8 protein-coding genes are annotated in these 21,765 nt (G+C 58.2%); 2 read left to right on the forward strand and 6 right to left on the reverse strand.

What is annotated here, in order from left to right:
* Nucleotides 1–7: 7 nt before the first annotated feature.
* The 4 genes from PspR76_RS00855 to PspR76_RS00870 form a co-directional block, all read right to left on the reverse strand.
* Complete coding sequence (locus PspR76_RS00855; RefSeq protein ID WP_159953552.1) at nt 8–3,385, reverse strand: amino acid adenylation domain-containing protein; 3,378 nt, start codon at nt 3,383–3,385, stop codon at nt 8–10.
* Nucleotides 3,382–4,329 carry a diiron oxygenase gene (locus PspR76_RS00860; RefSeq protein ID WP_159953553.1) on the reverse strand — a complete coding sequence of 316 codons (948 nt, stop codon included), beginning with the start codon at nt 4,327–4,329 and terminating at the stop codon, nt 3,382–3,384. The genes PspR76_RS00855 and PspR76_RS00860 overlap by 4 nt, the downstream gene beginning before the upstream one ends.
* Complete coding sequence (locus tag PspR76_RS00865) at nt 4,326–5,084, reverse strand: DUF3050 domain-containing protein (protein WP_159953554.1); 759 nt, start codon at nt 5,082–5,084, stop codon at nt 4,326–4,328. The genes PspR76_RS00860 and PspR76_RS00865 overlap by 4 nt, the downstream gene beginning before the upstream one ends.
* A gap of 357 nt (nt 5,085–5,441) precedes the next feature.
* A complete protein-coding gene (locus PspR76_RS00870; RefSeq protein WP_159953555.1) occupies nt 5,442–6,152 on the reverse strand; it encodes a GntR family transcriptional regulator in 711 nt (236 codons plus the stop codon).
* Nucleotides 6,153–6,402: 250 nt separating this feature from the next.
* Here PspR76_RS00870 and lapG point away from each other — a divergent pair, with 250 nt between their 5' ends.
* A complete protein-coding gene (gene lapG, locus PspR76_RS00875; protein WP_159953556.1) occupies nt 6,403–7,095 on the forward strand; it encodes a cysteine protease LapG in 693 nt (230 codons plus the stop codon).
* Between the two features lie 14 nt (nt 7,096–7,109).
* Nucleotides 7,110–9,056, forward strand: a complete 1,947-nt coding sequence (gene lapD, locus PspR76_RS00880) for a cyclic di-GMP receptor LapD (RefSeq protein ID WP_159953557.1) — start codon at nt 7,110–7,112, stop codon at nt 9,054–9,056.
* Nucleotides 9,057–9,183: 127 nt separating this feature from the next.
* Here the strand turns inward: lapD and PspR76_RS00885 are convergent, their stop codons facing one another.
* Both PspR76_RS00885 and PspR76_RS00890 read right to left on the reverse strand, forming a co-directional pair.
* Nucleotides 9,184–9,522 carry a tryptophan synthase subunit beta gene (locus tag PspR76_RS00885; protein WP_159953558.1) on the reverse strand — a complete coding sequence of 113 codons (339 nt, stop codon included), beginning with the start codon at nt 9,520–9,522 and terminating at the stop codon, nt 9,184–9,186.
* A gap of 154 nt (nt 9,523–9,676) precedes the next feature.
* On the reverse strand, nt 9,677–21,514 hold the full coding sequence (locus PspR76_RS00890) for a retention module-containing protein (RefSeq protein ID WP_442966751.1): 11,838 nt from the start codon (nt 21,512–21,514) through the stop codon (nt 9,677–9,679).
* Between the last annotated feature and the right edge of the window lie 251 nt (nt 21,515–21,765).

The raw sequence follows: 21,765 nt of genomic DNA on the forward strand, positions 1-21,765 counted from the left end.
GACGGGGTTAGATAAAGCCAATGGCCTTGAGGTGGTCGCAGCCCTTGCGCAGCAGCGCCGGGTCCTTTTTTGGGTAGTGCTCGCCCATCGCGTCCACACCCTGGCGTGCGTTGTCGTGACAAATCATCGACACGTCGCTGATGTCTTCTGCCAGGTCATTCAGGTAAAAACCCAGCACGCCAAACAGCGCGTTTTCGCGGCCCACGGTGCGTAGCGCGCTTTGCCAGCGCGCAATGCTCACCCGTTCGAAGCGGTGGCCCGCTTGGCTGAACGCATCAAGGTAATGTTCCCAACTCAACGGTTGTGGGTTGTGCAGGTTGAAGACGTTTCGCCCGGCAGCCCACTGGCCGCAGTGGAACGCAACGAAGCGCGCAAAGAAGTCCACCGGCATCAGGTCGAAGTTCACCTCCAGGCGCGGCGCCAGGCCCAACTGCAACGACCCTTTGAGCATCATCATCAGGCGGTTGTTGTGCGGCTGGCAGACGCCGTTACGGCTGTTGAACGCGATGTTTCCCGGGCGATAGATGTTCACCCAGGCACCTTGCTCGGCAGCACGCCCCAGCAGTCGTTCGGCGACCCATTTGGAAAGGTTGTAGCCATTCTTGAGATACAGCGGCAACGACTCCACCGCGTGCGTTTCGAGGATGTACCCCTGGGCGTCAATATGACTGCAGGCCGAGAGTGTCGAGACGAAGTTAAAGACTTTCTTGCAATGGGTTTCACACAGGCGCAGGCACTCCAGTACCGGTTCGACGTTGTCCCTGGCAAGTGAGGCGTAGTCCATCACATGGTTGACCCACGCAGCGTTGTGCACCAACACGCCATGTGTGCGGGCGAGGTGCTCATACACATCGCAGGTCAGGCCCAGCCGTGGCTGGCTGATATCGGCGGCGTAGACTTGCACGCGGCTCAGGTCCATATGCTCAAGGCGATACTCGCGTAATGCCTCGGCAAACCGTGCCGCAGCGCAATGCCCCGGCTGCTCCCGTACCAGGCAGGCCACTTCCTGCGCGCCGCCTGCCAACAACGCTTCGACCAGATGCACGCCGACAAAACTGTTGGCGCCGGTGACGATGACTTTGCGTGGGTCGCCTGCGCGGTCCGCGTGCAGTGGTTCTACTGTCAGCGGTTGTGACGCATCCAGCTCCACCTGGCCCGACAGTGCATTGGGAAGAGCACCGTCTTCCAACAGCACGGCGAGCGTACGAATCGTCGGGGCTTCAAAGAATCGGCTCAAGGAGAGGCTGCGACCAAACGCTTCGCGCACACGTAGCAACAGGGTCGACAGCAGGATGGAGTGGCCGCCGAGGTTGAAAAAACTCTCGTCAATGCAAACGTCATCGCCAGGCACATCCAGCAACTCGCTCCACAGCGCCACCAGGCGTGTTTGCAGAGGCGTTCGCGCGCGACTGCCGGCAGTGTGTGCAACCGTGCGCATCGGTGTCGCCAGCAATGCCTGGCGGTCGATCTTGCCGTGACGGGTGTGCGGCATAGTGGGTAACTCAGTCCACACCTCGGGGTGCATATAGGTCGGTAACCACTGCTGCGCATGTTGTTTCAAGCCTGCCAGCGTGGCGCCCGGTTCGGGCTGGGCAACGAAGCTGAAAATCCTGCGATGAGCATCGATCACCACGGCCACTTGGCGAAACAATCGGCTAGTGCGCAGGCACTGTTCGATTTCCAGTGGGGCCACCCGAAAACCACGGATCTTCACCTGGTCATCGCGTCGGCCACCCAACTCGATACCGTCTGGCGTCCATTTCGCCAGGTCACCGCTGCGGTAAGCCTGCAGCACCTGGCCAGTGGGCAGTCTCAGTTCAACGAACGGGTCGTCCACCTGCTGCGGCGCGTTCACATACCCCAGGCTCACGCCGGGGCCGACGATGTACAGTTCGCCCGTCACCTGTTCATCCACCGGTTGCAGGTGGTCGTCGAGGATCAGCACCTGGCTGTTGGCAATAGGGCGCCCCAGGTTGCGATTGCTGTCTCCCGGTTGAAACGTCCGGTGGGTGACCAGCACCGTGGCTTCAGTAGGGCCGTACAGATTGTGAAAGTGGCACTGGCTCGCCAATCGTTCGATCACGCACGGCTCGCAGGTATCGCCACCCGTCAGCAGATGGGTCAAGCCCAGTGGCTGATCCAGCGGCAGGATGCTCAGCAGCGCTGGCGGCAGAAAAGCGTGGCTGATGCGCCGCTGACGAATCAGGTCGACCAACTGCTGGGGGTCGTGCCGTTGTTCCTGGCTTGGCACGATCAACTCGGCACCGGCTACCAGGGCCGGGAAGATATCGATCAGCGATGAGTCGAAACTCAGTGGCGAAAATTGCAGCACACGGCTGTGTTCATCCAGTGCCATACAGTCACCAAGCCAGGCGGTGAAATGTGCAAGGTTGCCGTGGCTGAGCAGCACGCCTTTGGGCTGGCCGGTGGTACCCGAAGTGAAAAGCGCGATGCAGGGCGCCTCGGCGTCGGGGCGATGGTGCGTCAAGGGCTGCGGGGTATCGGCGTGCGCCGGGTCGAGATTGCTGACATCCAGGCTGACGAACTGGTCGCGCAGCGGGTGCCGCCCATCATCCAGTAATACGCTGGCCTTGGCGCCTTCCAGCATCGCCTGCTGGCGCTGTGTCGGATGATCCGGTGCCAATGGCAGGTACACCGCGCCGCAACTCAGCACCGCGAGAATGCTGGCGTACAACTCGATGGACTTGTCCATGCAAACGCCGATCACCACTGGCGCTTCAATGGCCTCCAGCAGTGGGCGCAGATGCTGCTGGATCGACAGCGCCCGAGCCTGTAATTGCCGGTACGTCACCACACTGCCCGAGATATTCAGCGCCGGGCGTTCGGCGAAGCTGTGCAGGCTGGCGTGTAACCGTTGGATGACTGGCACCTGGGCTGCCAGCAATAGCGCCGGCTGCGCAGTGCGATTGAAACGATGCATAAATGCCAATGCGTCCAGCCCTTGCAGGCCTTGCTCTGGCCAGCTGTTCGCGAGGGCGGTGACGGTGAAAAGGCCCGCATCCCTGGAGAACCCGCTGACCAGCGAGGCAGCCCATTCCACCAGAGCGTCTGTTGCACGTCGGCGCAATGGCTGGCCGTTGCCGCTGGGCTCCTCGTCCACGTCCTGTGTCGCCAGAACGCGCCTGTCCTGGTCATAGCAGCGTAGCTGCAGCCTGGGCAGCCCATATTCGGACACCGGGCCGATCCCCAAACGCAGGCTTAACCATTGGGTATCGCCGGTCGGTGTGAGCGGCGGTTGGCTACCGTCTTCAATCACGACGTCAAATGAGTCTGCTGTGCTGACGTGTCCGTACTGCTCCAGCGTTTGCCTGAGCGCTTGCAGTGCAGTGCTGGTGCCATTCCATCCAATCTTCAAGCGCCTCATGCCGGCCTCCCCGATTCGGGCAGGTAGTGGCTCAGGGCCTGTGCAACGCTCGGCGTTTGCAGCAGGCTGCTGTGGTGCAGGAACCCCAGGATGTTGCCAAGCAACGGGTGATGACGAGTGATAGGAAAGTCCAGCGCGGCCACTTCACCACGCAGTGCGTGGCGGACGTCGACACTGACGTCCAAGTGTTCGATCAGCCGTAGATCGAAGCCTTTCTGCAGTTCGTTGGTCAGGTAATGCGTCAAAAAGGTCGGCAGGGTCTCAGCGATGCTGTCGCGGTCCGCCGGGCTTGCCGCTTGCCAATAGAGGCGCACCAGTTGGGTCCAGAACTGTGCATGGCGCCCTTCATCAAACAAGTGATCAGCCATCAAGCCACGAACAGAAGGCTTGATGCTGTCGTCCTTGGAAAACGCGGCGACGTCATGGGTGACCGTGTTCTCGGCGATGGCCACACCAATCAACGCCACGGCATCGCGCAAGCGCGGCGGTGCCAGGGCCTGCGCTGCCGGCAGGGCATGGCTCAGTTCGATTTGCCCGGGCAGGTCGATGGGGTGTATGCCGGTCATGTCCACGGCCTGTTGCAGGAAATCCATCGCGACCAGCGCGTGGTAGTCCTCATCCACCACGACGGCCATCGCGTCCACGCGGCAGGCAAACGGGAAGGGCAGCGAGAAGCGATTCCTGGCAATGCTGCGGGCGGTCTTGCCGACGATTTCGGTTTCGAAGATCACCACGTCGTTGATGAACTTGTAGAAACTTTGCACCAGCACGAAGTCGCGCCACTGCGGGCAATGTTCGAGAAAAGCCGCACTCAGCGCCAGAGGCTGGCGGCACAAGGGATAGATCAATCTGTCGTCATGTTCCAGTAACCGCCGAGGCCGCGTGCGGACCGTTGCGCGGCGTTCCCAGTCCTCGGCAAAGGAGCGGTAGTTGGCGGCGCTCATGGCTGCACCTCGTTCAGCGAGACACGCACGGTGTCCCACAAACTGAGGCGGCTTTGTACGGCGACCAGTGCCATTTCGTCGGCCTGGCGTTGGCGGGCAGGGTCTGTCCCGATCAGGCGTTGGAGTAATTGTTGCGCTGCCGGCTCATGATCTTGTGAATCCAATTCGATGTGACGGCTGAGGTAGTGAGACAGGGTTGGCGCCTGGCGCTCAATGCATGCATTGCCGTGCAGAATGCGTTCGAACATCGGCGCAACCACACTCTCGCGACCATGCAGGAAGGCCGCCGCCACGCAGTGTGTGGGCGCATTCAGTGCGACCTGCAACGTGCTGTCGACAAAGCAGGCCACGCTCGGCGGCACCTCAATCATCTGCAGGGCTGCACTTGCCGGCACGCTCTGGCGCTGCAGTTCGATGAAGCGCTGGACGGCGGTCGTGTCGGCGCCCACCTCTGCCATCGCCTCCAGATACAGTTCGAAGTGGCTGCAATGGCCACCTTTCGGATGCTCGTCGGATTCTTCGCCGAGCACGATTTCATTGATAAGGCGTGCGGCTTGCGGGTCAGTGGGTGGCAGCCAGGGTAATTGCGTGCAGGTCAGGTCTTGTTGCAGGCGTTTGGTCAGGGTCATGAAATCCCAGACGGCAAATACGTGGTGCTCCATAAAAAGTTGTAACTTGTTAAGTGAAGTTATTTCTACAAATAATGGATGGCTGCACAACTGCAGTTTTTTTTGTTCAAGTAAGTGTTGGTGCATGGTTGACGCCTATAGTTGTTGCGACTGCGCTGTAAGCAGTAAGGGGTTTGTAACTTGATTATTGAAAATAATGGCGTTTAGCCGCGTCATGCGCACTGTGCTAACGGGGCGTAGGGTTATGTTGCCGTATGAAGTGCTTTTTGTGGCGAGAGATAATAATCGTATTAAACGTTTTGATGAGCTTGTGAATATGTTAGATGTTTTTTCGAGAAATATTTTGTTGTGAGCAAGTTGCCCAGTTAACTGTTAGAAGTTTCCTTGTAATGAGCAGTCCCCTATAACGACGCGTCGTGGAGCTCTTCCCTATAGCAAAGGAGCCCCACATCGTAGAGAGATCAAAGAAGCGTGCGGTAAGCCTTACTGGGCCTCTTTCTTTGCAGCCGCTTCAAGGCCGTTGAGGTAGGTGGTGATCACCTCCATACCCCGCATCAGGTGATTGCGCAGCGTCAGGATGCTTTCGTCGACTTTCTTCTGCGCTACCAGGCTCAGTAACTCGCGGTGGTCTTCCTGGGACGTTTCGCCCAAACCCATCGCCTCAAGGTTGAAGCGTAGAAAACGCTCCTCCTCATTCAAGCCGTGTTCAACCAGCTTGAGCAGCCGCTGGTTAGGCGCCTTGCCATAGAGCACCATGTGGAACAGGCGGTTGAGGCGGCCGATTTCGGAATAGTCTTTCTCCTGCTCCAATGCATTGATATAGGCATCAGCCTCAGCGATGTCGGCATCGGTGAGCAACGGTGTCGACAAGCGCAACGCTTCGGATTCCAACAGCATGCGCAGGGCATAGGTCTCTGCCGAATTGTCCTCTATCAACGGTGCAACCACGGCGCCCTTGTGTGTCACCACATGCAGCAAGGATTGCGCTTCCAGCTGGCGCAACGCTTCGCGCACGGGCATGCGGCTGACACCGAACAGGCTGGCCAGCTCCTGCTGGCGCATTGCAGTGCCACAGGGCAATCGGCCATCGAGAATCGCATTGCGCAACGTTTCTTCAATAACGGCGCGCGCAAGATGAGCGGGAATAGGCCCGCTGATTTTGATGCTGCTTAAAGGGTTCGGCTTCTGCGTCACGGTTACGCTATCCTCCTTTCTTGAATTGGGTGTGTTTAATTGGATCCAATGCACACTAGAGACGGGCTGCGTGCTTGTCAAACAGCCAAAGTTTCCGATTGTAAGGGCTTACAGGCCTTACTTTGTGCATCCCACAGAAGACGGTTATAAACTCGGCCCATTTATGAATGATTGCACTGTGCCATTGTTTTTTACGGTTCGAAGCATCACCATCCTTTGAAATTCCGTCTCTCTTCATGGACTGAACGCCTTGGCGGTAAGTTTTATTCCCTCTCGAATTTTCAGCTGGCTGTTTTCAGCGATTTTGTTGGCCGGCCTGATGCTCGGCGGGCTGCATGCCGATTGGGATTTCTCTCAGATCAGCCGCAAGGCCACCGCCCTGTATGGGCCGCTAGGGGAAGGCCAGCGGCGTATCGATGACTGGCAGCGCTTGCTGGCAACCCAAAAGCAGGTCAGCGAGCAAGAGCAGCTCAAGGTCGTGAACCTGTTTTTCAACAAGCAAATGACCTACGTGGAAGACATCGATCTCTGGCACGTGGTCGACTATTGGGAGACGCCCATCGAAGCACTCTGGAAGGGTGCCGGAGACTGTGAAGACTACGCGATCGCCAAGTATTTCAGTTTGCGTCACCTGGGGATCTCCAGCGACAAATTGCGCATTACCTACGTCAAGGCCTTGCGTCAGAATCGCGCGCACATGGTCCTGACTTATTATTCGACCCCGGACGCCATCCCGTTGGTGCTCGACAGCCTGATGGATGAAATCCTGCCGGCGACGCGGCGTACCGACCTGATCCCGGTGTACTCATTCAACGCCGAAGGCTTGTACTTGCCCGGTGCCAAGGGCAACAAGAAAGTCGGTGACACCAAACGCTTGTCGCGCTGGCAGGATGTGTTGAGAAAAATGCGTGCGGAAGGCTTCCCAGCCGAGCCTGCCAACTAGGAGTAACTGATCGGATGTCTCTGTTCAAACAACTATTGATCGCAATCTGTCTGTTCCTGGTGATCGCCTTCAGCGGCAGCTTCATGGTCAGCCTGGAAAGCTCGCGCACGCAATACGTCAACCAGCTGCGCTCGCATGCACAGGACGCGGCGACGGCGCTGGCGTTGTCGCTGACACCGAATATCGACGACCCGGCCATGGTGGAATTGCTGGTCAGCTCGATCTTCGACAGCGGCTATTACGCCAGCATCCGCGTGGTAGACCTGGCGACTGACAAAACCATCGTTGAGCGCAGCGGCATCCCCGATAACAACGGTGTGCCCAACTGGTTCGTGAAGATGATCGGCCTGGAGCCGGCCGGTGGCGATGCGCTGGTCAACCGCGGTTGGGAGCAGGCGGCACGTGTGGAAGTGGTCAGCCACCCGATGTTTGCCCTGGCCAAGCTCTGGCAGAGCGCCCTGGGCAGCCTCGGTTGGCTGTTGCTGTGCGGTGCGGTCAGTGCCGTGCTTGGCGCGCTGCTGCTGCGTCGGCAATTGAAACCGTTGGACTACATGGTCAAGCAGTCCCACGCCATCGCCCGTCGTGAGTTTCTCAGTGTGCCCGACCTGCCACGCACGCCGGAACTGCGCCGCGTGGTGCAGGCCATGAACCAGATGGTGGAAAAGCTCAAGGCGCTGTTCCAGGAGCAGGCCGAGCGCAGTGAAAAACTGCGCACCGAGTCCTATCAGGACAACCTCACCGGCCTCGCCAACCGCCGTTACTTCGAGATGCAGCTCAACGCCCGCGTCAGTAACCCGGAAGACACCAACTCCGGCTACCTGCTGCTGTTGCGGGTCAAGGACCTGGCCGGTCTCAACCAGCGGCTGGGTGGCCAGCGTACCGACCAGTTACTCAAAGCAGTCGGCGAACAACTGCTGCGTCAATGCGAGCCCTACCCGGAAACCCATAATCTCGTCACCCGCATCCGCGGGGGTGAATTCGCGGTGCTGGCGCCGGGGCTGGTGCGCGAAGAAGCGCTGCAATTGGCGCAGAACCTTGAAAGCACCTTGCTCAGCCTGCAAGCCACCGGCGCCAGTGACGTCACGCCGGTCGCCTATATCGGCCTGGCGCCCTTCAGCCATGGCGATTCCCCTCAGGCGCTGCTGACCCTGGCTGACCAAGCGCTGGCCCAGGCCGAAGGGCAGGGCGACGCCAGTTGGGTATGCCTCGACCACAGTGCCGCCGCCAGCGTCGGCGACGATCATCATGCCTGGCACACCCTGCTGGACCAGGCCCTGACCCAGCAGCGCTTCCAGCTGTACTTCCAGCCGGTCGTCGCCAGCCAGGACCCGCAGTTGGTCTTGCACTACAAAGTGCTGTCGCGCTTGCAGGATGACGACGGCCACACAATCCCGGCCGGGCGTTTCCTGCCGTGGCTTGAGCGCTTTGGTTGGACGTCACGCCTGGACCGCCTGATGCTGGAGCAAGTGCTCAAGCAAATGACCAGCCACAGCCATAGCCTGGCGCTGAACCTCTCGGCTGCCACGTTGCAGGACGCCCAGGCGTTGAACCGGATTTTCGACTTGCTGCGCCAGCACAGCAACCTGGGCCCGCGCCTGACCCTGGAAATCGGCGAAGAACAATTGCCTGAGCAAGCCTTGCTGGAACAGTTGACCCAGCGTCTGCGCGAGCTGGGCTTCTCCCTGAGCCTGCAGCGTTTTGGGGGGCGCTTCAGCATGATCGGCAACCTGGCGCGCCTGGGTCTGGCGTATCTGAAGATTGACGGCAGTTACATCCGGGCCATCGATCAGGAAACCGACAAGCGCCTGTTTATCGAGGCGATCCAGCGCGCGGCGCACAGCATCGATTTGCCGTTGATTGCCGAGCGCGTGGAAACCGAAGGGGAGCTGAAGGTAATTCGCGAGATGGGGCTATTTGGTGTGCAAGGGCAGCTATTCGGCGAGCCCGCGCCCTGGAAATAATCCAAATCCAATGTGGGAGCGGGCTTGCTCGCGAATACGGTAGATCAGTCAATATTTCTAGCGACTGACACACCGTATTCGCGAGCAAGCCCGCTCCCACATTTCGATCCGGTTCGACGTTAAGAAATCAGATCAACCCAGTCTCTTCATCATTGATCAGGTGACTCAACCCGCCCAACGCTTCCCGCGCATGGGTACGGTCCATCAGCTTGGCTTGGGCGGCTGGCGGCAGGTCCGTCACGCTGATCACTCCCTTGCGGGTCAGCACCTGGATCAAGTCATCCAGCACCCGGATCATTTCCAGGTCACTTTGCTTGAGCTGCGCCAGGCTGGTTTCCACCACTTCGTTGGCATACCAGGCCTGGATCTCATGGTGATCGGCCGGCAGGGTTTCGGTTGATTCGGCAAAGGCGGCGGCCTCCACGCGACTCAATACACCCTGTGAATCACGTTGCACGTAAAACATAAGAAACCCTCGAAAATGAACCACACGCCTTCACCAGCATAGGTCAATGGTGTGTTTATGGCCGCGAGTATGCGATGCAACCGCCCGCCAGGGCCAGTCGCGCATCAGCCAAAAAAAAATCGGCCGCCCGAGTGGGCGGCCGATCCAGCGCGTCTTAGGCGGTGTGATCGATCTTGATGGTCGGGTCGGCACCGCTGATCAGCGAGTTGATGCTGGTGTGGGACCAATCGTTGCCTTCCAGCTTGATCGTCACATCCGCGTTGGCCAGGCCGCCAGCGGTGTTGAGCTTGCCTTCACTGCTGATTTGCAGGGTCGACACGCCGTCTACCGTGGTGATCTTGAGGTAGTTGTCGATGGTGCTGTCCGTCTCACCTTTCAACAGATCCTTAAGATCAATCCGGTCACCTTCCGAGGCCTTGAAGTCCTTGATCACATCGTTGCCCAGGTCACCGGCCTTCCACACGAAAGTGTCGGCACCCGAACCACCGATCAGGATGTCGTTGCCCGGCCCGCCGATCAACGTGTCGTTACCGGTGCCGCCCAGCAGGATGTCATTGCCTTTGCCGCCGTCCAGGTAGTCGTTGCCGCCCTGGCCGAACAGGATGTCATCACCCGCGCCGCCCAACAGCGTGTCGTTGCCGTCTTTGGCGCCGGACACATCGAAGTCGGCATAGTGCTCGGTGACGTACTGGTGCACGTTGGAGGTGGTCACCGCCGAGACGGCCACACCGGTTTTCTGTGCCACAAAGGCCTGCAGTGCGTTGTAACCCTCACCGGTGATACCGCTGAAGCTCACCAGGTCGCCGAAGATGATGTCGTTGCCGTCGCCACCGCTGATAGTGTCGGAACCTGGCAGCGTCGCTTCGGTGTGGCCGAGGATGGCGTTGGCCAGGTCATTCGGGTCGATGTTGCTTTGCGGCTTGCCATCGCTGTCGTACGGCTTGAGGTCATTGAGGCTGACGTCACCGTTGATACCGATGGCTTCCACTTGCGACAACCCGCCCAGCAGCGCAAAGGCGCTTTTCGCATTGCTCAGCGTCGCCGAGTCGGTGCTGTAGCCCGTACCGTTCAGGTTGGACAGCTCGTAGGTGCCGTCACCTTGGGCGTGAAGGGTGCCCAGGTTGTTGACGACCCAGCGCGAGCCATTCCAGGTTTGCAATTGAGCCGCACCCGAAGAGTCGATGCTGAAGTAGTGGGTGTTATCCAGGTACTTGCTGAACGTATTGCCCAGCGTGTAGTTGGACGTGGTCACCAAATCGTCGAGCTTCACGTTGTAAATCGTCGGGTTGGTCTGCTCGCCGCTCTGGTAGTAGGTCGGCTGGCCGTCGGTGATGAAGTAGGTCAAGTTGGTGGCACCGGTGTTGCCGGTGGCCAGGCCGCTCTGGAAGAAGTTGGCCGTGGTCTTGAACACGTCTTCATAGTTGGTGCCGCCGCCCGACACCATCGAGTCCAGCACGGCCTTGAGCAACGTCAGGGCGTTTGGATCGTTGAGGTTGATCGCCACCGACTTGTTCACCTGGGTATCGAAGTCCGCCAGGAAGATGTTCACGGTGCCCGATGTGTTCGCGCCCAGGCTGTCTTTGAGCGAGTTGAACACCGAGGTCAGCGAAGCCTTGGCCGCGTTGATCGACGCGGTGCTCATGCTGCCGGAACTGTCCACCATGAACGCGATGTTGTAGTTCTTGCCCTGCACCACGTTCAGGCCGCCGATATCGGCTACGACGATGTCGTTGCCATCGGTGCCGGTGATGGCGTCGCTGCCGGAGCTGCCCGTGATTGCGCTGTAGGTGGCCGGGTACACCGTGACCGGCAACTGCGCGGTGGTGATGGCCGAACCGCCGAGGCTTTCGGTAGAGGTCGAGGTCACCGTCAGGTTGAACTGGCCGCTGTAGTAGGTCGGCGGCTTGATGGTCAGGGTGCTCAAATCCCAACCGGTGACGTTGACTTCGCCCACGGCTTTAGTCGCGGTAAAGGTGTGCCCGAACGCGTCGGTGAGCACCGAGCCTGCCGGTACGCCACTGATCTTCACGCTCAGGGTTTCCGAACCGTCGGTGTCGGTCAGCGCGGTGGTCACCTTGGACAGCTTCACGGTGCCGTTTTCCTGGCCTTCGTTGAGCTTGTAGCCCACGTAGTAACCGTCACCGTTGCTGCCATGCAGGTCGGACACGGTCACGCCGGCGCTGGTCAGGTCGGTGATGCCGGTGTACAGCGGCACGCCGCTGGTGCTCAGGTCTGTGGCCGGGGCGCCGTTGACCGACAGGTTGACGTCATAACTGCCAGGGCCGGACTGGTTGGCGTGGTAGATCTCGATGCTGTAATAGCCGCTCACCGTCGGGGTGATCGAGCCGCTGAACTTGCCGCTGTTGGTGCCCCACTGCGCGCTGGCCACGTCTTTACCGCCGACGTTGATCACCAGGCTGTCATCGCCGGTGCCACTGAAGGTGTAGGACTTGCCGGCTTCCATGTAGATCAGGCCGGAGATCTTCGAACCACTGCCTGCCGCGACGTTGGCGGTGGACTCGACATTGGTCACGATGCCGCTGCTGTTCGGCGTGCCGGCGTTATCAATGGCATTTTTCAGGTCAGCCGGGGCAGCGCCGTTGCCGTTGGTGCCGATGCCGGCAACCGTGTTCCAGCTTTGCTTGAGCAAGCCGATCGAGTTGACGCTGTTGTCGGCCACATTCAGGGTCGGTGCGTCGGCTATCGGCGTGATATCGACTTTCACCGTGGCGCTGGTGCCCAGGTCCTTGCCATCTGTTGGCTGGAACTTGAACTGCGCGTAATCCGCCTGCTGGTTGCCGATGCCGGTGCCGCCATAACCATTGGTGCCGGATTCGTTGGCGTTGGGCATGAAGCGCAACTGGCCGCCGTCGATCTGGGCTTTGGTAAAGGTTTGGCCAGCGGTCACGTTGGTCCAGGTGGTGCCATCTGCTGCGAGGTATTGCAGCTTGCCGGCCACCGGCAGGTCAGTGATTTTCACGCCCAGGCTGCTTTGCGGCGAGTCCACGTCGGTCACGCCGAAGTTAGCCCAGGTCAGGGCCAGCGGCGTGTCTTCGGTGCCGGTCACGGCGCTGCCGGTTGCCACTGGCGCATCGTTGACCGCCACCACGTTGACCGTGGTGGTAGCGACGTTGGAGTAATTGCCGCCGTCGGTCACGGTCACGGTAATGGTCCGCGGCGTGGTGCTTGGGTCGTGGCTGTTGTTGGTAAACGTGATGTTCTGGATGCGCTGCATGTAATCAGCCAGCGTCGCGCTGCCCGACAACGTCAGGGTGATGGTGCCCGTCTGGTTGTTGGTGTTGACGATGATGCCATTCACGCTGTTGCCCAGGTTCAGGGCATCACCGGCCTGCGCATTGGTCAGGGTGATCGTCGCGCCGGTCAGCATCGTGCTGTCCGGGTCAGTGATCTTGATATCCGTGTCGGCAATCGACACGCCCGGGCCGCTGGTGCCTTCGGTGAACGTCACCTTGTAGTCGGCACCGGTGGCGCCGCTGGAATTGTTGGCATCCAGGTCGATGACCGGCGGCGCATCGTTGTCGATGATGTTGGTGGTGACGCTGCCTTTGCCGATCGCCAGGTTCTCGAAGTTGCCACCTGTGGTCTTGTCGATCGTGATGACAATGCTTTCCGTCGACTCGGTGATCTTGTCGTCAATCGTGCGGATATCAAACGCCGCGCTGCTGGCGCCAGCCGGGATCTTCACGGTGTACACACCGGTGAAATCCGAACCATCGGTGGCGGTGCCACTGTATTTGAGCGTCACCGTCACATCGGTTTGCGCCGGGTTGCTCAACGTCAGGGTGTAATGCGCGGTGCCGCCTTCAGTTACCGACGCATCGCCGGTGATATTGACGGTGGTGGTGTCGATCGAGTCGGTGATCGTGGTGACTGCTGCTTTCGGATCGGTAACCAGATTCTCGAAGTTACCACCCGCAGTCTTGGCGATGGTGGTGCTGACGGTGGAACTGTTGTTGTAGACGTCGTTCGCTGGGGTATGGAAAACCGTCGAGCCTGCGGAGTCGCCAGCTTTGATGGTGATGGTTTGGCCGTTGCTCAGCGTAACGGTAACGTCGGTTTGCGCCTTGTTGGTCAAGGTCGCGGTGTAGGTGATGTCGCCGCCTTCAACCACAGATGCTTTGTCGGCAGTCAGGGAAACGGTGGTGTTGTCGATCGAGTCGGTGATCGTGGTGACCGCTGCCTTCGGATCGGTAACCAGGTTTTCGAAGTTACCGCCGACAGTTTTGGCGATGGTGGTGCTGACGGTGGAACTGTTGTTGTAGACGTCGTTGGCCGGGGTGTGGAAAACCGTGGAGCCCACGGACTCGCCAGCTTTGATGGTAATAGTCTGACCGTTGCTCAGCGTGACAGTGACGTCAGTTTGAGCTTTGTTCGTCAGGGTCGCGGTGTAAGTGATATCGCCGCCTTCAACGACCGATGCTTTGTCGGCAGTCAGGGAAACGGTGGTGTTATCAATCGAGTCGGTGATCGTGGTGACCGCTGCTTTTGGATCCGTGACCAGGTTTTCGAAGTTACCACCTGCAGTCTTGGCGATGGTGGTGCTGACGGTGGAACTGTTGTTGTAGACGTCGTTCGCTGGGGTATGGAAAACCGTCGAGCCTGCGGAGTCGCCGGCTTTGATGGTGATGGTTTGGCCGTTGCTCAGCGTAACGGTAACGTCGGTTTGCGCCTTGTTGGTCAAGGTCGCGGTGTAGGTGATGTCGCCGCCTTCAACCACAGATGCTTTGTCGGCAGTCAGGGAAACGGTGGTGTTGTCGATCGAGTCGGTGATCGTGGTGACCGCTGCCTTCGGATCGGTAACCAGGTTTTCGAAGTTACCGCCGACAGTTTTGGCGATGGTGGTGCTGACGGTGGAACTGTTGTTGTAGACGTCGTTGGCCGGGGTGTGGAAAACCGTCGAGCCTGCGGAGTCGCCGGCTTTGATGGTGATGGTCTGGCCGTTGCTCAGCGTTACGGTGACGTCGGTTTGCGCCTTGTTGGTCAAGGTTGCGGTGTAAGTGATGTCGCCGCCTTCAACGACCGAAGCCTTGTCAGCAGTCAACGAAACCGTAGTGTTGTCGATCGAGTCGGTGATCGTGGTGACCGCCGCTTTCGGATCGGTAACCAGGTTCTCGAAGTTACCACCCGCAGTCTTGGCGATGGTGGTGCTGACGGTTGAACTGTTGTTGTAGACGTCGTTGGCCGGGGTGTGGAAAACCGTGGAGCCCACAGATTCACCGGCTTTGATGGTGATGGTTTGGCCATTCGAAAGCGTAACGGTAACGTCGGTTTGCGCCTTGTTGGTCAAGGTCGCGGTGTAAGTGATGTCACCACCTTCAACGACCGAAGCCTTGTCAGCAGTCAACGAAACCGTGGTGTTGTCGATCGAGTCAGTAATCGTGGTGACCGCTGCCTTCGGATCGGTAACCAGATTCTCGAAGTTACCACCCGCAGTCTTGGCGATGGTGGTGCTGACGGTTGAACTGTTGTTGTAGACGTCGTTGGCCGGGGTGTGGAACACCGTGGAGCCCACGGACTCGCCAGCTTTGATGGTGATCGTCTGACCATTCGAAAGCGTAACGGTAACGTCTGTTTGCGCCTTGTTAGTCAAGGTTGCGGTGTAGGTGATGTCGCCGCCTTCAACGACCGATGCTTTGTCGGCAGTCAGGGAAACGGTGGTGTTATCGATCGAGTCGGTGATCGTGGTGACCGCTGCTTTCGGATCGGTAACCAGGTTTTCGAAGTTACCACCTGCAGTTTTGGCGATGGTGGTGCTGACGGTGGAACTGTTGTTGTAGACGTCGTTAGCTGGCGTCTGGAACACAGTCGAACCAGCGGTTTCACCGGCTTTAATGGTAATGGTCTGGCCGTTACTCAGTGTTACGGTGACGTCGGTTTGCGCCTTGTTGGTCAAGGTTGCGGTGTAAGTGATATCGCCGCCTTCAACTACCGAAGCCTTGTCAGCAGTCAACGAAACCGTAGTGTTGTCGATCGAGTCGGTGATCGTGGTGACCGCTGCTTTTGGATCGGTAACCAGGTTCTCGAAGTTACCGCCTTCGGTTTTAGCGATAGTGGTGCTGACAGTCGAACCGTTGTTGTAAACGTCGTTGGCTGGGGTATGGAAAACCGTGGAGCCGACGGTTTCGCCCGCTTTGATGGTGATCGTCTGACCATTCGAAAGCGTAACGGTGACGTCAGTCTGCGCCTTGTTGGTCAACGTCGCGGTGTAGGTGATCTCACCGCCTTCAACCACAGACGCCTTATCGGCAGTCAGAGAAACCGTGGTGTTGTCGATCGAGTCAGTGATGGCTGTTTCAGCCGCCTTCGGATCGGTTACCAGGTTCTCGAAGTTACCGCCTTCGGTCTTGGCGATGGTGGTGGTGACGGTGCTGCCGTTGTTGTAAACATCGTTCGCTGGCGTCTGGAACACAGTCGAGCCGACGGTTTCACCGGCTTTGATGGTAATGGTCTGTCCATTGCTCAACGTTACCGTGACATCGGTTTGCGCTTTGTTCGTCAGGGTCGCGGTGTAGGTAATCTCACCACCTTCAACCACGGACGCCTTATCAGCAGCCAGAGAAACCGTGGTGTTGTCGATCGAATCGGTGATGGTCGTTTCGGCTGCTTTCGGATCAGTGACCAGGTTCTCGAAGTTACCGCCTTCGGTTTTGGCGATGGTGGTGCTGACGGTGGAACCGTTGTTGTAAACATCGTTAGCCGGCGTCTGGAACACCGTCGAACCTACGGTTTCACCAGCTTTAATGGTGATGGTTTGGCCGTTCGACAGCGTAACGGTTACGTCAGTCTGCGCTTTGTTAGTCAGGGTCGCGGTGTAAGTAATCTCACCGCCTTCAACCACAGACGCCTTATCGGCAGTCAGAGAAACCGTGGTGTTATCGATCGAGTCAGTGATGGCTGTTTCAGCCGCCTTCGGATCGGTTACCAAGTTCTCGAAGTTACCGCCCTCGGTCTTGGCGATGGTGGTGCTGACGGTGGAACCGTTGTTGTAGACGTCGTTCGCTGGCGTTTGGAAAACAGTCGAACCTACGGTTTCACCAGCTTTAATGGTGATGGTTTGGCCGTTGCTCAGCGTTACGGTGACGTCGGTTTGCGCCTTGTTGGTCAAGGTCGCGGTATAGGTAATCTCCCCACCTTCAACTACCGAAGCCTTGTCAGCAGTCAACGTAACCGTGGTGTTGTCGATCGAATCGGTGATGGCTGTTTCAGCCGCCTTCGGATCGGTTACCAGGTTCTCGAAGTTGCCGCCTTCGGTCTTGGTGATCGTGGTGCTGACGGTGCTGCCATTGTTGTAAACGTCGTTGGCTGGTGTCTGGAACACAGTCGAGCCGACGGTTTCACCTGCTTTAATGGTGATCGTCTGGCCATTCGAAAGCGTAACGGTAACGTCGGTTTGCGCTTTGTTCGTCAGGGTCGCGGTGTAAGTAATCTCACCGCCTTCAACCACAGACGCCTTATCGGCAGTCAGAGAAACCGTGGTGTTGTCGATCGAGTCAGTGATGGCTGTTTCAGCCGCCTTCGGATCGGTTACCAGGTTCTCGAAGTTACCGCCTTCGGTCTTGGCGATGGTGGTGGTGACGGTGCTGCCGTTGTTGTAAACATCGTTCGCTGGCGTCTGGAACACAGTCGAGCCGACGGTTTCACCGGCTTTGATGGTAATGGTCTGTCCATTGCTCAACGTTACCGTGACATCGGTTTGCGCTTTGTTCGTCAGGGTCGCGGTGTAGGTAATCTCACCACCTTCAACCACGGACGCCTTATCAGCAGCCAGAGAAACCGTGGTGTTGTCGATCGAATCGGTGATGGCTGTTTCAGCCGCCTTCGGATCGGTTACCAGGTTCTCGAAGTTGCCGCCTTCGGTCTTGGTGATCGTGGTGCTGACGGTGGATCCGTTGTTGTAAACATCGTTAGCCGGCGTCTGGAACACCGTCGAACCTACGGTTTCACCCGCTTTGATGGTGATCGTCTGGCCATTCGACAGCGTAACGGTTACGTCAGTCTGCGCTTTGTTAGTCAGGGTCGCGGTGTAAGTAATCTCACCGCCTTCAACCACAGACGCCTTATCGGCAGTCAGAGAAACCGTGGTGTTGTCGATCGAGTCAGTGATGGCTGTTTCAGCCGCCTTCGGATCGGTTACCAAGTTCTCGAAGTTACCGCCTTCGGTCTTGGCGATGGTGGTGCTGACGGTGGAACCGTTGTTGTAGACGTCGTTCGCTGGCGTCTGGAAAACTGTCGAGCCGACGGTTTCGCCGGCTTTAATGGTGATGGTTTGGCCGTTGCTCAACGTAACAGTGACGTCGGTTTGAGCTTTGTTCGTCAGTGTTGCGGTGTAGGTAATTTCACCGCCTTCAACCACCGACGCTTTGTCGGCGGAGAGGGAAACCGTGGTGTTGTCGATCGAATCGGTGATCGCTGTTTCAGCCGCTTTCGGATCGGTTACCAAGTTCTCGAAGTTACCGCCTTCGGTTTTGGCGATAGTGGTGCTGACAGTCGAACCGTTGTTGTAGACGTCGTTAGCCGGCGTTTGGAAAACCGTGGAGCCAACGGTTTCACCAGCTTTAATGGTGATCGTTTGACCGTTGCTCAACGTAACGGTTACGTCAGTCTGCGCTTTGTTCGTCAGGGTCGCGGTGTAGGTAATCTCACCGCCTTCAACCACCGACGCTTTGTCGGCGGAGAGGGAAACCGTGGTGTTGTCGATCGAATCGGTGATCGCTGTTTCAGCCGCTTTCGGATCGGTTACCAAGTTCTCGAAGTTACCGCCTTCGGTTTTGGCGATAGTGGTGCTGACAGTCGAACCGTTGTTGTAGACGTCGTTAGCCGGCGTTTGGAAAACCGTGGAGCCAACGGTTTCACCAGCTTTAATGGTGATCGTTTGACCGTTGCTCAACGTAACGGTTACGTCAGTCTGCGCTTTGTTCGTCAGGGTCGCGGTGTAGGTAATCTCACCGCCTTCAACCACCGAGGCTTTGTCGGCGGAGAGGGAAACCGTGGTGTTGTCGATCGAATCGGTGATGGCTGTTTCAGCCGCCTTCGGATCGGTAACCAGGTTCTCGAAGTTACCGCCTTCGGTTTTGGCGATAGTGGTGCTGACAGTCGAACCGTTGTTGTAGACGTCGTTAGCCGGCGTTTGGAAAACCGTGGAGCCAACGGTTTCACCAGCTTTAATGGTGATCGTTTGACCGTTGCTCAACGTAACGGTTACGTCAGTCTGCGCTTTGTTCGTCAGGGTCGCGGTGTAGGTAATCTCACCGCCTTCAACCACCGAGGCTTTGTCGGCGGAGAGGGAAACCGTGGTGTTGTCGATCGAATCGGTGATGGCTGTTTCAGCCGCCTTCGGATCGGTAACCAGGTTCTCGAAGTTACCGCCTTCGGTTTTGGCGATGGTGGTGCTGACGGTGGAGCTATTGTTGTAAACATCGTTAGCCGGTGTCTGAAATACAGTCGAGCCAACGGTTTCACCGGCTTTAATGGTGATCGTCTGACCATTCGAAAGCGTCACGGTAACGTCAGTCTGCGCTTTGTTCGTCAGGGTCGCGGTGTAGGTAATCTCCCCACCTTCAACGACCGAAGCCTTGTCAGCAGTCAAAGTAACCGTGGTGTTATCGATCGAATCGGTAATCGTGGTTTCAGCCGCTTTCGGATCGGTAACCAGGTTCTCGAAGTTACCGCCCTCGGTCTTGGCGATGGTGGTGCTGACAGTCGAACCGTTGTTGTAAACATCGTTGGCTGGAGTCTGGAACACAGTCGAGCCAACGGTTTCACCCGCTTTGATGGTGATCGTCTGACCATTCGAAAGCGTAACGGTAACGTCAGTCTGCGCTTTGTTAGTCAAAGTCGCGGTGTAGGTAATCTCACCGCCTTCGACTACCGATGCTTTATCGGCAGTCAGAGAAACCGTGGTGTTGTCGATCGAATCGGTGATCGTAGTTTCAGCCGCCTTCGGATCGGTAACCAGGTTCTCGAAGTTACCACCTTCGGTTTTGGCGATGGTGGTGCTGACGGTCGAACCGTTGTTGTAGACGTCGTTCGCTGGCGTCTGGAACACCGTCGAACCTACGGTTTCACCGGCTTTAATGGTGATGGTTTGGCCGTTGCTCAACGTCACGGTGACGTCGGTTTGCGCCTTGTTAGTCAAGGTCGCGGTGTAGGTAATCTCACCGCCTTCGACTACCGATGCTTTATCAGCGGTCAGCGTGATGGTGGTGTTATCGATCGAATCGGTGATCGTAGTTTCAGCCGCTTTCGGATCGGTCACCAGGTTCTCGAAGTTACCGCCTTCGGTCTTGGTGATCGTGGTGCTGACAGTCGAACCATTGTTGTAAACATCGTTAGCCGGCGTCTGAAACACCGCCGAACCCACCGTTTCACCGGCTTTAATGGTGATCGTCTGACCATTCGAAAGCGTAACGGTAACGTCGGTTTGCGCCTTGTTGGTCAAGGTCGCGGTGTAGGTAATCTCACCGCCTTCAACCACAGACGCCTTATCGGCAGTCAGAGAAACCGTGGTGTTATCGATCGAATCGGTAATCGTGGTTTCAGCCGCCTTCGGATCGGTCACCAAGTTCTCGAAGTTGCCGCCTTCGGTCTTGGTGATCGTGGTGCTGACGGTGCTGCCATTGTTGTAAACGTCGTTAGCCGGCGTCTGAAACACCGTCGAACCCACCGTTTCACCGGCTTTAATGGTGATCGTCTGACCATTCGAAAGCGTAACGGTTACGTCAGTCTGCGCTTTGTTAGTCAAAGTCGCGGTGTAGGTAATCTCCCCACCTTCAACCACTGAAGCCTTATCAGCAGTCAGAGAAATAGTGGTGTTATCGATCGAATCAACAATCGTAGTCACCGCAGGCGTAGTGCTCGGCACCAGGTTTTCAAAGTTGCCGCCGGTTGCGCCGGTAATCGTCGTGCTGACGGTAGAGCCGTTGTTGTAGACGTCGTTAGCCGGGGTGTCCACGACCACCGTACCGACCGATTCGCCTGCCTTGATGGTAATCACCGAGCCATTGCTCAAGGTGATGGTCACCGGCGTCTGCGCCGGGTTGGTCAGGGTGGCGGTGTAGGTGATCTGGCCACCTTCGGTCACCGTCTCGCCCGCCGTCAGGGTGACGGTTGTGGTGTCGATGGTGTCGGTAATCTGAGTCACGGCCGGGTTAGGGTCGATGGTCAGCACCAGGTTGTTGCCGCCGGTGGTGCCGGTGACGGTCACGCTGATCTGGCTTGGGTCGATGTACGGGCTGTCGTTCGGCGCCAGCGGTACGTTGACGGTGCCGGTGGTTTGGCCGGCCACGATGGTGATCACCGCGCCGTTGGACAAGGTGATGCTCAGGTTGCTGGTCGACGGCTGCGTCACGGTGGCGGTGTAGGTCAGCACGCCGCCGGCTTCGGTGATGGTCGGGGTTGCACTCAGGGTCAGGGTCGACGCCTGCAGCACCAGATTGCCGGAGGCGGTGGTGCCTTGGGCGCCTGCCAGCTGGGTTTGGGTCGTACCGGCCTGGCCCAGCGGGCCGGTCGGGAAGCCGATAGTCGGGTCGACGCGGCCGGCGGTCGCGTCCAGCACCACGAAGCTGTGGCCGCCGCCCGCCGCGCCATTACCGGCAGCGGTTGCGCCTGCGGCAGTGGCTTCCAGGTCGGTGGTCGGGTCGGCGCCGGCGGCGATGGCTTGCTGCAGTTCGGCAACCGACGGCGCGGCTTGCTCGGTGGCCGCCGCCAGGTCGAGGCTGGAGTCCGGCATATCGGCGCTCCACTGCGTATCGCGACCCAGGTCCAGCGTACGGCCATCAGCCAGTTCCAGGCTGACCGAGCCGGACATGCCGGTGTCGATCTGGTCGCCCGCGAACAGGCGATCGCCCTCTACCAGTACGCGGCGCGCCCCTTCCGGAGAAATAACGAAAACTTGACCAACAATGCTTTTGACGATGGCAACAACACTGCTCATTAAAGATTTCTCCGGCGATCCGTTTCTGATGAATTCCATGTGGCCGCTCGGGGGAGGGCCAAACAGGAGGGGCGTAGGCTAAGAAGTTACTGGCGTCAAATATTTGGCTAGATTTATTCGCTATCTAGTTTATGCCAAACTATTGACCTTATGGTCGCCATCCTAAACAATTGGCCCCGTAATGTCACATTGATATTTATGCGGCGAACCGTCCTACATGTGTGAAGCAGTTCCGCTTTTTGAACTTTCCGACGTACGGTCATTACGGTAGCCATTATCCGACTCAGCGA

It is taken from the genome of Pseudomonas sp. R76 (genome assembly GCF_009834565.1).
Taxonomy (GTDB): Bacteria; Pseudomonadota; Gammaproteobacteria; order Pseudomonadales; family Pseudomonadaceae; genus Aquipseudomonas.